The sequence below is a fragment of the Leptospira noguchii serovar Panama str. CZ214 genome (assembly GCF_000306255.2).
GTDB classification, from domain to species: Bacteria; Spirochaetota; Leptospiria; order Leptospirales; family Leptospiraceae; genus Leptospira; species Leptospira noguchii.
The window spans coordinates 97,267-111,002 of the sequence record NZ_AKWY02000031.1 but is presented as its reverse complement, the minus strand read 5'-3'; the positions used below and the strand labels follow the sequence as shown (position 1 = coordinate 111,002).

Below are 13,736 nucleotides of genomic sequence, written 5' to 3'. Positions count from 1 at the left end.
GATGTCCGGAACAATCAGCCAACTTTCAATCTTTAGAATATTTTCCTTTCTCATACTTTTGTTTTTAGTATGGGACAGACCAATCTTTCCTCAAAGTAAGAAAAAAACTTCTGCAAAGACAAAATCGATTACTCAAGACGAACCTTCGGAAAAAACTTTCTATGCAAATTGGAGAGATACAGAGTTAAACGACTTTCTCAAAGGAATGAGCGCCATTTTAAAGAAAAATATTCTTTTAGATGAAAGTCTAAAAGGTAAAAAAATTACGATTATTTCTCAAAAAGAAATTCCGATCAAAAATGGATTCATCTTTATGAAATCTGTTTTAGAGTCCCTAGGCTTTGGAGTAGTGGAAGAACCCGATCTGATTTCGATTGTTAAGATTAAAGACGCACTTGCCAGATCCCCTATCGTACGAGTTGGAAAGGAATTGATTCCTGAAGAAGAAGTTGGGGACTATCGAACGATCACTCAGGTTATTCCTATTGAAAATGTAAAACCGGAAGAGTTAGAACCTATCTTGAAACGTCTCACTTCTCCGAATACGGATGTGATCGTTTATAGGAATACAAATACGATTGTACTTTCTGGTTCTGCCGCAGACATCAATAAATTGCTGGTACTTGTAAGCGAATTTGACGTCAAAATCGAAGAGGCAACTCCAGGATCGATTTCGTCGGCGGGTGATATTCATATTTATACTTTGGAGTACAGTGAGGCTGAAAAGATTGCGGCGACCTTAGTAAAGTTAGATAATCCTGTGATTCAGTCTGAAGATATAGGTTCCGAAAGAAGACCTCCACCGCCGGGGCAACCAATGCCTAAGGTAGATAAGATTAAGGCGGTCGGCCATAAAGAATCTAATTCTGTGATCGTTACGGCCACAAATGCAGAATGGGCCGAAATCCGCAAAATTATTAAAGTTTTAGATTCGGCTAGAAAACAGGTTTTATTAGAAGTTTTGATTGTGGAACTTACTTCCAGCGATTTAAATGATTTCGGAATCGATTGGAGATATAAGGGAGAAGCTTTCGGTCAGTTCAATTCCGGTCTTTCTAAAGAAGCAAATATCATCAATTCGAATGGACAGGTCAATCCGAACATAAACACTTTGAGCGGTTTCTCTTTAGGATTTTTAAAAGCAGGTTCGGAACAAATCATTGGAATTTTAAGCGCCAATCAAGGGAACGAAAACTTTAACGTGTTATCCGCTCCTCAAGTGCTTACAGTAGATAACCAAGAAGCAGAAATCAGTGTGGGCCAGGACGTACCCGTTCGAACTCAGAGTAGGAACGCAGGTACAGGTGGAACCAACGCGGTGACAGTGGACAACTACGAATATCGTCCAACGGGTATCAAACTTAAGTTCACCCCTCACGTGAATAAAAACAATAAGATCACTCTTGAGCTTTTTCAGGAGATTAAAAATATTGCGGAGATTGCACTTGCCGGAGGAAACCCTACTTTCAATCGAAGAGAAATTAAAACTTCCATTTCGATTGAGAACACTCAATCTATCGTGATCGGTGGATTGATCTCAAATGATAAACAAAAAAGAATCATTAAAATTCCTTTTCTAGGAGACATTCCGTACTTAGGTCATCTTTTTAAACGAACCACTGAAAAAATTAAAAAGACGAACTTGATGGTTTTTATTACTCCGCATATACTCGATAGCAGAGAAACTGCGGATAAGATGACCGTGAAGAAAAAAATGCAACAGGAACGTTACGAACTAGAAAGAGAAAGAATCCTCAACAAAGAAAGAGAAGTAAGAGAAAGAGGGGATTAAAACTTGAAAACTCTCGGAGATATCCTAATCGAAGAGGGGATCATATCCGAAAAAGATCTGGAAGATTCCCTTAAAGTTCAGAAAAAAAACAACCTTCCTCTCAGTCATATCATTCAAAAAAAAGGAATCGCCGGAGAAACGGATATTCTCCGCGCCTTATCCAAACTCTATCAACTTGAGTTCAGAGAAAAACTAGAGTTTACGGGTATGGAAGATATATTTTTACAAGTTCCTCTTAAACTCATTCAGAAAAGTAGAATCGTTCCGTTTCAACTTTCTAAAAAAACGATTCGAATCGCAGTTTCCGATCCTTCCGATCTACATCCGATGGACGACGCTCGTAACTTTTTAAAAGGTTACAACGTAGAATTTATTCTCGCTCCCGAACCGGAAATTATGAGAATCATCCATTCTCATTTCGATAATACGTCTTCTGCCGCCAAAGAGATGTTAAACGAGATGGAAGGAAGTTTTTCGGAACTTGCGGAGGCCTTTGAAAACGAAACTCTAGATCTAAGCGACGACGCTCCGATCATCAAGATGGTCAACGTGATTCTTTCTCAAGCGGTCAACGAAAGGGCTTCGGACATTCACATAGAACCATACGAAAAATCTCTAGTAGTTCGTTATAGAGTGGATGGTATTTTGCATAACGTGCTTAGTCCTCCCAAATCGTATCACGCAGGTATTTCTTCCAGAATCAAAATCATGTCTAATTTGAACATTGCCGAAAATAGACTTCCTCAGGATGGAAGGATTAAACTTAGGCTTGCTGGTAAGGACATAGACATTCGGGTTTCCACCATTCCTTGTCAGTTTGGTGAACGGATCGTAATGAGGCTTTTGAATAAGACGGACCAAAAGTATTCTTTGGATACAATGGGTTTTTATCCTGAACTCATACAGTCTCTTCGTTCGTTGATCTATGAACCTCATGGGATTGTTCTTGTTACAGGTCCTACCGGTTCTGGAAAGTCTACGACCCTTTATTCCGCGTTAAGCGAACTCAATACAGAAGAAAGAAATATTATCACCTGTGAAGATCCTGTGGAATACCAAATCGAAGGAATTTCTCAGATGCAGATGCAGGAAAAAATTGGTCTTACGTTTGCAACTGGTCTTAGAGCAATTCTTAGACAGGACCCGGATGTCATCATGGTGGGGGAGATTCGAGACGAAGAAACGGCAAGGATCGCAATCCAAGCGTCTCTTACGGGTCACCTTGTGTTCTCCACGCTTCACACGAACGATGCAGCCAGCGCCGCAACCCGTTTGAACGATATGGGAATCGAGCCGTATCTGATTACTTCCACCGTTCTCGGATTTATGGCGCAGAGACTTGTGCGCGTCATCTGCGCTCAGTGCAAGGAAACGTATAAACCAACCGCTTCTGAACTAGAGTCAATTGGTATTTCTAAGAAATCTTTAAAGAACGGTAACTTGCATCGTGGTAAGGGTTGTTCTCATTGTATGGGGACTGGTTTTAAAGGTAGAACAGGGATCTATGAACTTTTACTTGTCAATTCTCCGCTCAAACAGGCGATTCTTCATGGTAAAGACGCTGGACAGTTAAATGAAATTGCTCTCGAACATGGGTTTCAAACTCTTAAAGATTACGGAATTAGAAAGGTAATCGATGGTGTAACTACAATCGATGAAGTTCTCAGGGTAACTTAATCTTTATGGCAATTTATTCTTACGTTGCATTTAATAAGAAGGGCAAAGAAGAAAAAGGAATTATAGACGCCGCTTCTCTTCAAGCTGCAAGATCTAAGTTAAAAAACAAAGGTCTTTATGTACGTAGTATTTCCGAAGATTCCGAAAGAAAAGATCGGGAACTATTTCCGTTTTTAGCAAAATTTCTTTATAGAATTCCTCGTAAAGAAGTAGGTCTTTTTTCGAGACAACTGGCCACATTACTTGGTGCTGGGATTCCACTCGATAAATCTTTATCGAGTATTGTGGAACAAACTGAAAATCAGAATTTCAGAAAAGTAATTACCGGAATGCAAGCAAACATAACGGAAGGTTCTTCCTTATCCGAAGCAATGAAAAAACATCCGGACGTATTTCCGAGTCAGTTTCCTTCTCTCGTTGCGGTAGGTGAAAAAACTGGGGACTACGAAGCCACTCTCACTCGACTTGCAGAACTGGAAGAAAAATCCAGCGAACTGAAAGCGAAAGTTCAGGTTGCAATGGTGTATCCATTTATTATGGGTTCCTTATCTATTTTTGTGACGATTTTTTTATTAACCGTAGTCATTCCTCAAATTCAGGAATTGTTTTTACAGTTCGACGCAAAACTTCCCCTGATTACTAGAATTGTAATTGGAGTTTCTGACGTTCTTATCGGATTTTGGTGGTTAATTCTTACTTTGGGTTTTGGGGGAATTGTAGGTTTTATCTATTATAAAAACACTCCTAAGGGAAAACGAAATTGGGACGAGTTTGTTTTGAAAATTCCGATACTGGGGTCTCTTGCTCGTAAGGTGCTTGTAAGTAGTTTTGCAAGAAATATAGGAATTCTTTTAAGCAATCGAGTTCCTTTAATCACTACTCTTGTCATCGTAGAAAAGATAGTAGATCATTCTATCTTTGGTGAGGAAATCAAAAATGCTGTGGAAAAAATCAAAGAAGGGGAAAAACTTTCCTCCTCTTTTAGCGGTTCTCTGATTTTACCTCAGATGGTTTTAGGTATGATCGCCGCCGGAGAGGTTTCGGATCGGGTTCCCGAAATGATGAACAAACTCGCTGATATTTACGATTCGGAAGTGGATACCGCAATTAAAACGATGACCCAATCGATGGAACCATTGATGATTGTGGTTATGGGTCTTTTGATTGGAACTATTATGGCTTCGATCATGGTCCCAATGTACAACTTGACGCAACAACTTCAAAATATATAGTTTAGATTAAGGAGAATTCAATTGAATCTGTCCAAATTAAAAAGAAAATATAGAAAAGGTCTAACGCTGATCGAACTCGCAGTTGTAGTGATTATCTTAGGTGCTTTGATCGCTCTCGTATATTCTAATTTTCGTCCGGGTGAAATCAGTGATGATACTGCCGCCCTCAAACTAAAAAAAGACGCCTACGAACTTCAGTCGCATTTAGAAAGATATGCACAACGTTATGGAACGTATCCTTCCGACGAACAGGGACTTGAAGCCTTGGTGGAAAAGCCAACTACGGGAGACGTTCCTGAAGACTGGAAACCTATCCTGACTAAAAAAACCGCGATTAACGATCCTTGGGGAACTGCCTATAAACTTAAAAGAGACGTAAATGGAGAAATTCAAATCGTAACTATGGGTAAGGACAAAAAAGACGGCGGAGAAGGTAAAAATGCCGACTTTAACATCCTCAACGAAGACGAATATCCTTCCGATTTCCGTAGAAAATAACTTCTCTCTTCTTTCCGGTTATGAAAGTTAAAAATATCCGGAAAGGATTTACCCTGATCGAGTTGATCGTGGTTATCGCGATCCTCGCAGGGTTAATTAGTATTCTTGCAAGTACCGCCGCAAACTTTATCATTCCATCGGGAAGTGACGCGACACAAACTTTAAAACAAGCCGCAGAATTCTGTTATCGAAAATCCATTCTTACAAACACTACGATGGTGTTGGAATTGGATATAGACAACGATACCTATTCTGTCAAAAAATTGCTTCGAGACGAAAGTGGAATTAAAGAAGTTTTGGTTTTTAAACCTCAGAAACTTCCTTATACTTCCGAAATTATAGATATAACTGATATTAGAGGTTTTAGATATACAAAAGGAATTATTAAAGTTCCGTATACCTATCTCGGGATCTCGGCAGATTACAGCGTACATCTAGGAAGTGATCCTTCTATTTATAGAACCCTGATTCTTTATAGATATGGCGGAAAGGTTTCCGTTTTGGAAGGAGAACAGTTTCATACTTCTTCGAATTTGGCGACCGATAAGAATTGGAAAGAACAAGATGAGAACGAACAACAACAACCTTAAAATTTTTGTTTCTATATTTTCTGTTCGAAGAGGTTTTAATTTAATCGAAGTTTCTATTGCACTTGCGTTAGCCGGAATTGCGATGACATACACTTACATGGTAATTTCAAACGGGATCAAGCAGCAGAGAATGGCTATGGTGATCTCAAATGCGGTTCATTTAGCAAAAATCAAAATGGCTCAGATCGATTCCGTATCCGTACTTCAGTCCGATAAGACTTCTGGAGATATTCCGGGTTATCCAGGTTACGGTTTTGAAACTTCCATCAATGAGGAAGACATGGACCTTTTAAAACTTTCCGGAAAGGACAGTCAAAAGCCGGAAGATTTACTCGGAGGTAGAGATTCGGAGATGAATAAATTGATTATGAGAAGATCTGGTCAAGCCAATCAAGGATCGGCCACAGCGGGGATTATTCGGGTTTTTAGAATCAAAGTTACGATCAAATATCCAACGGGCAGCGGAACAGAATCTTATACGGCGGAGACGTTTAAGTCTGCACAATATTAAGAGTTTTGAATGAAATTAAGAAACGCCAAATCCAAACGAAATGGTTTTACATTGATCGAAATCTCGATTGTGGTAATGATTTTAGGCGTGATCTTTGTTGGAATTTTTTCCACCTATTATACTTCTCTTAGAATTTCTAGAGAATCTTCTTCTCCTGGAGGTGCGGCCAAAAGAGATATTTTACTCGCACTGGAAAATGTACGAAGTACGATTTCCATGACTTATTTTCATCAAAATCAAAGAAGATTGATTTTTATCGGTAAAAATGAAGGTAGGGGCTCTATTCGTAAGGATCGATTGGATTTTGCGGCCACTCATCCTAATTCAGAGGAAGTTTCCTTGCCGGAGGTGCGTGAAGTTTCTTTTTATTTAAAACCTATGCCGGATGATTCTAATTACAATTTTTTAATACGCAGAGAAGATGAGATGGTGGACCGTTATCCGAAATCGGGCGGAACGGAATATACTTTGTTGACTCATGTAAAAAGTTTTCAACTTAAGTATTCTAGAACCGGAACAAAATGGGAAGACGAATGGGATTCTAAACTTACGAAAGCGATTCCTAGACTGATTCGGATCGAATTGATTGTAAATTCAGGGAAAAAGGAGGTCCGTTATGAAACCCTTGCGTTTCCGGGAATTCTTTTTAAATAATATTCAAATTTTATTAAAAACGAAACCCAGAGTTTCAAAAGAAACTACGATTTGTAAATTTTTAACAAAGTATAGTAGTTCTTATAAATTACATTTCTTTGAAATCTTTTTTCGGTTTTTAGGTGGTTGTGGCAGTTCCTATAATCTTGTTTGTTTACAGTTTTTTCGTTTTTATAACCAACTGATGAAGTTTAAGTTTTTAGTACAAATCCTCTGTTACGTTCGGAACAATTCTACTTTTAAAACAAAAAAGAAATCTTGGCGAATTTTATTTTACCGGCTTAGAAAATCTAGAGAAGGTTTTATGGTCGTAATTTTAGTAATGGCGATCGGAACCGCTTCATTTTATACCGCTACTGAATTTGGAGAACGTTCTTTAGGTGAGAGAAGAATTGCACAAGCAGATGCAGACGGATTTAGAGCGCTTCTACTTGCCAAGGCGGGTTTTCAAGGTGCTTTGGGAGCGCTTAAAAAGATACCAGAGGAGTATCTATACAAAAGTGGAATTGCACTCAATCCTCCCCCTTTGCCTTTGGGTGGTGGGACGATTTATTATAAGATCAGTTCGGAAGACGGAAAGATCAATTTGAATTCTCTTTTGAACCAAGATGATAATCAGCAAAATCTTCGCTCCGTCGAAATGATTTCCAGACTTTTTGATCACTTCGGTATCAAACGGGAAAAAATTTTTCCAATTTTTGATTGGATGGATACAGACCTTCAAGAAACGGGAGGAGGTGCGGAAGATGGATATTATTCTTCTTTAAAACCTCCTAGGAAAAATAAGAATTCTTTTATGTACTCTATTTCGGAACTGGTTTCCGTAAAGGGATTTGACAGAGCTACTGTTTACGGTTCTTTAAAGCCAGCGGATTTTGATCAAAAATATTCCAAGGCGTTTCAATCGGAAGAAGAAAAGGCATTGATCGGGGACAGCGATTTTGTATTGGCAAATAACGTAACCGCATACATTCCTTCGGGACAAAATTCGGATGATAGAATCAACTTGAACGGTGCACCATATTTTGTTTTGATGTCTTTATCCGATTTTATGACTAAACAGGCCGCTATGAGAATTCTAAAATTCAAATTAGAGCAGGGCGGTTTTATCAAAGAACTGAAGGATCTGGAAAAATTTCAGGAATTTCAAATTCCTACATCAGGTGGGTTGACTCTTTATAAAGAACTTGCTGGAGAAGGAACCGAAGTCTCCGGAGGAAGAGTCAAAACCAAAGGAGAAATTTTTAGAATCGTAGCGGTTGGTCAAGTAGGGAAAACAATTCGAAGAATTACCGGGATTTTTGATCTGACCAACAACCAAATGCTCTATTATATGGAAGACTAAATCAGATGTTTATTTATGATCAATTTCTCGCAGTCGATTATGGAACGAGCACTATCAAAGGTGTTCTTTTTCAAAAAGTTCTAGGAAAGTTGACCATTCTTCGTTCTGAAATCATGAGTATTTCTCATGGAGAAGAAGAGGAGTATAGGCATAATGTTCTTCGTTTTATCAATTCCTATTTTCCAGGTGAAACAAGTATTGTTTTGAATCTTCCTTTGGACCGTCTTTTTGTGAGGGAACTTCATATTCCTCTAACAACTGTAAAGGCGATTCGGGAAGTGATTCCATTTGAAGTAGAAAGTAGAATTCCTTTTCCTATGGAAACAGTGGAAGTAACTGGAAATATCTGGAGAATTGACCAGGAAAAATCGGACGTGATCGCGTATTCTGCGCATCATAGCGAATTGGATTTTATCACAGCACCGTTTTTAGATAGTAACATAGTGTTTCGTGGTTTGTTTGTAGATTCGGTCAGTCTTTCTTCCATTATTACACAATATTCTAATAAAGAAATTCAAAGTAAAAACTGTGCTCAAGTAGATATAGGAGGAAGAGTTACTATATTAAATATTTTGAGTGATGGAAAAGTAGCACATACAAGATACATTTCTATGGGAGGAGATACTTTGACGGATCAGATCGCTTCCGATCTTAAAATTCCTTTTGAAAAAGCGGAAGCGATTAAACTTTCACTTCAATTTGAACCTTTTTCAGAAGAAGAAGACGATCTCAATTTGTTCGCGAAAGAATTTAAACTCAAAGAAGCGGATATTAAAAAAGCATTTCAAAGTGCGGAAAAATTTTTAGAAAAACTTTCCTCCGAATTTCAAAGAAGTATCGTATCTATGAATGAAACTGAAAGACCGGAAGTTTTATATCTTTCGGGAGGCGGGAGTAAAATCCGCGGGATTGAATCTTTTTTTACAGATTCTCTTGGTTTAGTCACTCATAGATACGATTTTCTTTCTTTAAACGGGGATTCCTTTGCCACTTGTTTGGGGATGGGGTATCATTTTGGTTTTGCTAAAAAAGATAAGGTAGACTTTATCGACACACCTCACGTAAAACGGATTAATAAAAATATTCTAAATTTAGATCAGTTCAGACATCATTTGATCTTCTCCGGAATTTCTTTATTTATTTTAATTACCGTTTTTTTTGTAGGAATCGTAGTAGATAAACGTAAACTCAGCGCAAGCGATAAAACGCTCGCAGAAAAATTTCAAAAAGGTTTTGGCAGACCCGTTCCCGAAGAAGAGGATATATTAGAATATGCTGCTAAACTTAAAAACGACGAAAAGAAAAAAACGGAGATTTACAGACTCTACTTAAGTAAACCTAGCATTTTAGATATTTTATTTGAACTTTCCATGAATTTTCCCTCTACAGATATGCAGCCGTTTCAATTGGATCAATTTGACTATGATCAGGATTTAGTCAAGATCGGAGGAAGAGTGAACGAATTCAGCGAAATCGGTGTAGTACAAAGATCTTTGGAAAAATCTACTATGTTCAAAGATATAGAGATTGTGGATAAAAAATTGATGCAGGGTGTCAAAAATTATAAAGTTTCTTTTATCATTAAAATGAAAGTCACCAATAAGCCAACCTCTGAGGAGTCTTTTTAAGATCGCCATGTTTGATAAATTAGAGCCAAGAGAAAGGCTGCTCGTATTGGGAGGAATCGGATTGATTCTTTTGCTGATCGTGTTTTTGGCGATCAGAAAAGTGGTGACCCTTCGTCAAGGACTGACGGAAAGAGTACAGGATTCCAGAACCGCACCCGTAAAACTCGACAAAATTATCCAAGAATTCAACGAATTCAGATCTTTAGATTCTTCTGGGGGAGAAACTGATGTAAGCGCCGTTTACGCGAAGTTAGACGAGATTTTTGTACGATATAGTTTGAAAGAAAAAATTTCCACAATGAAGGATTTCAATTCGATCGAAGATAAAAAATACAACCGGATCACGATCGATATTAATTTTAGATCAGTAACTTTGGATAATATTTTTAGACTGATCTACGATATAGAAAAGAATAAGATGATTAACGCCAGGGTTGAATATTTAAATTTTAAAAAACCGTTTCAAGGTAAGGAAGTATATGATGTAAATCTAAAGCTTTCTACCTACAGTCGAGTGGCGGGCGCAAAACGATGAAAAAAGAAAAAGAGTTTCCGGAAGAAACCACGCTGACTCCTGAAGAAGAAGAGTTTTTGACTCTTGAACTTCAGGAGGAAGAAGAAGTTGTTTCTCGTTTTACCTTCAAACAAAAATTAATACTGATCGCCACTGGGATTTTTTCGTTTTTTATTTTTACGATTTGGCTTTTCCCTCTGGATGAGATTGTACGTAGTTCTTTGTATTCCTCATCCGTAAAAACCGGAACGATTATCAATTTTAGAGATCTGAGTATTTCCGTTTTAGGAAATGTAACTTTAGATTCTCTTGAAGTTACAACTTCTTCCAATCTTAAAATTAAAGCAGAAGAAGCGGTTCTAAAAACTTCTTTGTTAGGTTTGATTAAGAGAAAATTTGATGGGAAGTTTAAATTGGTTTCCCTAAAAATTGATACCGAAAATGGACCTTTGGCGAAGATACGTAACTTTGAGGGTAAAGGAAAATTTGATAACTTAGATCAAGGTATTTCCAGAATGAACGGAACGTTGGATTTGGAAATTCCTGCAGGACCGTCTTCTGGAATGATTCAGGAACTTCCAGAAATTCCACTTTTAGGTGAACTGAAAAATATAACGGTTAAAAAATTTCTTACGAAAGTGAATCTTCAAGGTGGAAATCTGATTTTTAACGATTTTACGTTAGACACATCGATTGCACGTTTTGATATTACTGGAAATATTCGTCTATTTGAAAATATGTCCTTTTCTCAACTAAATCTTAGAATCTGTCTAGAGCTTGATCGTAACTTCGCTTTGGAAAGACAAGATATAGCGGATATGTTGACTCTTTTAGAAAAACAGAGTGGAAGTAAATGTATTCCTGTGATGGGAACTGTTAGCAAACCGGATGTAAAAATTCCAGGTTTGACCGGACCACCAGCTGCGTCTCCTGGGATTACTCCTTAGATTTATAAGTATGTTCTGATTTTTTTATATTGAATTCTAATTTAGAAATTGTAATAACCACCTCGTACTTAAACGCGCTTTGTTATTAGAATCATTATAAATTTATTATATTCAAGAATAATAGTTTAGTAACAATGAATTCAAGGTACCTATTTTCAGTATTATTTATTTTCTGACTGATCTTTAGCCGTGACACCTGCAATGATCAAATCAACGATTGTATCGTAAGGTTTTGAAGAAGACAAACCCCTAGATAACAACAAACCGCCTTCCAAAGCCGCAACAATACCGACCCCAATTGATTTTGCATCTTCCGGTTTAAGCCCCGCTTTCGATAAGGTAAATTCAATTGCCTTACCCCAACGCGAAAAAGCGTCCGCGACGGCATCTCGGACGATTGGGGATTGAGAATGTCCCTCGATAGCTGTTGCCGCGACAGGGCAACCTACCTGCCATTTAGAATTTTCGGGAACTTGTCGAAAAACGGATGCAATCTTTTGTATTACTTCGGAGACGCTTTTTCCTTTTTTTCCTGCACGTAAGATTCCTAACTCCGCAAGAATAGCCGCTTCTTCGATTGCCAAACAAATTAGTTCGTCTTTTCCGCCCGGAAAATGATGATATATCGATCCTCTGGAAGTTTCAGCTACTGCAACAACTTCCATAAGACCTGTTGCGGCCACACCTTTTGCTTGAATCAATTTACGAGCAGCCGTAATCATCTCTTGTTTAGTACGGTTTATTTTCTGCATTTTCTCCCTAAAATGAAGCCGATGTACAATTAAAAATGGTTTTATCGATAAATTTTTTGTGTAAATGATCATATTTTAATTTCTCATCTCAGCTTTCAATCCGTAAAAATCGCTTCAGTAACTCGGTATTCTTCGTAATTTTATATATAATCAGATAAAAAAATCATTGAAAATTATGATGATCGTCATAGAATTTATTATTTCAAAGGAGGGTGATTATGCCCCTTGTTCAAATTTTTGTACCAGCCGGATCCTTGTCAGCAGATATGAAGTACGATATGATTCAAAAGGTTACAGATGCAGTTGTCGAAGCAGAAGGAAAACCAATTGTTCGTAGATATACCTGGGTTCATATAAATGAAGTTCCAGATGGTGGTTGGGGAATGTCTGGAAAAGTAGTCACGCAGAATGCGATGAAGAAATCGATGGAATAGGGTAAAACCCAAGAAAAACACAATGAACCGAGTTCTCACATATCTTTCACCGGGAGAGTTGGATTGGCGTGAAATGCCCAAGCCTATGTTATTACACCCAGAAGATGCAATTGTTCGTCCTGTAGCATCATCAACTTGCGATCTGGATATAATGATTATCCAAGGAAGAACTCCTTTTAAAGGCCCTTTCGATATTGGTCACGAATGTATCGGTGAAATTATAGAGATTGGTGAAGGAGTTCGACGATTTTATCCTGGACAGTTGGTTGTTGTGAGTTGGCATATTTCTTGTGGTCAGTGTCACAGATGTCGTAAAGGACTGATGAATACATGTGCTTCTTATCCTCAAGGGGCGATGTTTGGTATGTCCATAGGTGGTAAGTGGGGAGGTTTTTTTCGGATTTCATTCGTGTGCCAAATGCGGATGCTACACTATTTGTTTTACCACCAGGGATTAATCCTTCGCACGTTGCAAGTTTAAGTGATAACATTCCTTTCGGTTACGAGTTAACAGTACCACACCTTACTCGTAATTGCGGAGCAGACGTATTGATTATGGGCGGTACGGGTTCCATCGGATTATTTGCGGCTGCTTATGCAAAAGCGGGCGGGGCCGGATCTGTCGATTATGTTGACACAAACAAAATGCGGTTAGGTGTCGCTGAAAAACTAGGAGTAAATCCAATCGAGAGCCCTCCAAAACAACGAATTGGTAGGCGTCCTGGAAGATACCCAATCACTGTGGATGCGAGCGGTTCATCTGAAGGTCTTTTATGTGCAATTCGTTCTACGGAACCAGAAGGTTATTGTTCTAGCATAGGTGGCCACTTTGGAAACATTGCGTTTCCGATGTTAGAGATGTATGCTAAAGGTTTACATTTTTATACGGGGCGCGGTTTAGGAAGAATCAACTTTGAAGCTGCTACGGATTTTATTATAAGTGGGAAAGTCAAACCGGAACTGATCGTTACGGAAGAAAGACCGTTTGATGAGGCGGCTGAAGTTTTGCGTGATCCTTCCATGAAGCCGGTACTAGTTCGACAGAGCATTCTCTCTAAGACTTACCAACCCAAAGTATAATTATACGAATTTGATTGATTTTCCGGTTGTTGTACGTTCAAACTCGTATATATTCAAACTCAATTTAAAAAATAAAGGTCTG

Annotated in this window: 13 protein-coding genes and 1 pseudogene; 13 read left to right on the top strand and 1 reads right to left on the bottom strand. The window is 38.2% G+C overall.

Annotated features, from left to right (window positions below; all coding sequences use genetic code 11):
* Position 1: 1 nt before the first annotated feature.
* The 11 genes from gspD to gspN all read left to right on the top strand — a co-directional run bounded on the left by gspD (position 2) and on the right by gspN (position 11,388).
* Positions 2-1,792: a type II secretion system secretin GspD gene (gspD, locus tag LEP1GSC059_RS16365; protein WP_002176710.1), complete on the top strand. Its 1,791-nt coding sequence runs from the start codon at positions 2-4 to the stop codon at positions 1,790-1,792.
* 3 nt (positions 1,793-1,795) lie between these two features.
* A complete protein-coding gene (gene gspE, locus LEP1GSC059_RS16360; protein ID WP_002176672.1) occupies positions 1,796-3,469 on the top strand; it encodes a type II secretion system ATPase GspE in 1,674 nt (557 codons plus the stop codon).
* A 5-nt stretch (positions 3,470-3,474) separates the two neighbouring features.
* A complete protein-coding gene (locus LEP1GSC059_RS16355; protein ID WP_002152195.1) occupies positions 3,475-4,701 on the top strand; it encodes a type II secretion system F family protein in 1,227 nt (408 codons plus the stop codon).
* A gap of 21 nt (positions 4,702-4,722) precedes the next feature.
* Positions 4,723-5,199 (top strand): type II secretion system major pseudopilin GspG, encoded by a 477-nt coding sequence (gene gspG, locus LEP1GSC059_RS16350; protein WP_002176729.1) that lies wholly within the window; start codon positions 4,723-4,725, stop codon positions 5,197-5,199.
* A 20-nt stretch (positions 5,200-5,219) separates the two neighbouring features.
* Complete coding sequence (locus LEP1GSC059_RS16345; protein WP_017213205.1) at positions 5,220-5,789, top strand: pilus assembly FimT family protein; 570 nt, start codon at positions 5,220-5,222, stop codon at positions 5,787-5,789.
* The gene (locus LEP1GSC059_RS16340) at positions 5,764-6,300 is read left to right on the top strand and encodes a type II secretion system protein (RefSeq protein WP_002176581.1); all 537 of its coding nucleotides are present in this window, start codon (positions 5,764-5,766) and stop codon (positions 6,298-6,300) included. The genes LEP1GSC059_RS16345 and LEP1GSC059_RS16340 overlap by 26 nt, the downstream gene beginning before the upstream one ends.
* A gap of 60 nt (positions 6,301-6,360) precedes the next feature.
* Complete coding sequence (locus LEP1GSC059_RS16335) at positions 6,361-6,954, top strand: type II secretion system protein GspJ (protein ID WP_337587754.1); 594 nt, start codon at positions 6,361-6,363, stop codon at positions 6,952-6,954.
* Positions 6,955-7,138: 184 nt separating this feature from the next.
* Positions 7,139-8,299, top strand: coding sequence for a type II secretion system minor pseudopilin (locus LEP1GSC059_RS16330; protein WP_002176567.1), 1,161 nt, complete (start codon positions 7,139-7,141; stop codon positions 8,297-8,299).
* A 5-nt stretch (positions 8,300-8,304) separates the two neighbouring features.
* Positions 8,305-9,927: a cell division protein FtsA gene (pilM, locus tag LEP1GSC059_RS16325; protein ID WP_017213207.1), complete on the top strand. Its 1,623-nt coding sequence runs from the start codon at positions 8,305-8,307 to the stop codon at positions 9,925-9,927.
* Between the two features lie 7 nt (positions 9,928-9,934).
* Complete coding sequence (locus LEP1GSC059_RS16320; RefSeq protein ID WP_002176723.1) at positions 9,935-10,462, top strand: hypothetical protein; 528 nt, start codon at positions 9,935-9,937, stop codon at positions 10,460-10,462.
* Positions 10,459-11,388: a type II secretion system protein GspN gene (gene gspN, locus LEP1GSC059_RS16315; RefSeq protein WP_020981087.1), complete on the top strand. Its 930-nt coding sequence runs from the start codon at positions 10,459-10,461 to the stop codon at positions 11,386-11,388. The genes LEP1GSC059_RS16320 and gspN overlap by 4 nt, the downstream gene beginning before the upstream one ends.
* Positions 11,389-11,549: 161 nt before the next feature.
* Here gspN and LEP1GSC059_RS16310 read toward each other — a convergent pair whose 3' ends face one another.
* The gene (locus tag LEP1GSC059_RS16310) at positions 11,550-12,140 is read right to left on the bottom strand and encodes a TetR/AcrR family transcriptional regulator (protein WP_020981063.1); all 591 of its coding nucleotides are present in this window, start codon (positions 12,138-12,140) and stop codon (positions 11,550-11,552) included.
* Positions 12,141-12,358: 218 nt separating this feature from the next.
* Between LEP1GSC059_RS16310 and LEP1GSC059_RS16305 the strand changes: the two genes are divergently transcribed.
* The gene (locus LEP1GSC059_RS16305) at positions 12,359-12,574 is read left to right on the top strand and encodes a tautomerase family protein (RefSeq protein ID WP_017213209.1); all 216 of its coding nucleotides are present in this window, start codon (positions 12,359-12,361) and stop codon (positions 12,572-12,574) included.
* A 22-nt stretch (positions 12,575-12,596) separates the two neighbouring features.
* Positions 12,597-13,654, top strand: a pseudogene (locus tag LEP1GSC059_RS23770) (alcohol dehydrogenase catalytic domain-containing protein).
* The last annotated feature ends 82 nt before the right edge of the window (positions 13,655-13,736 follow it).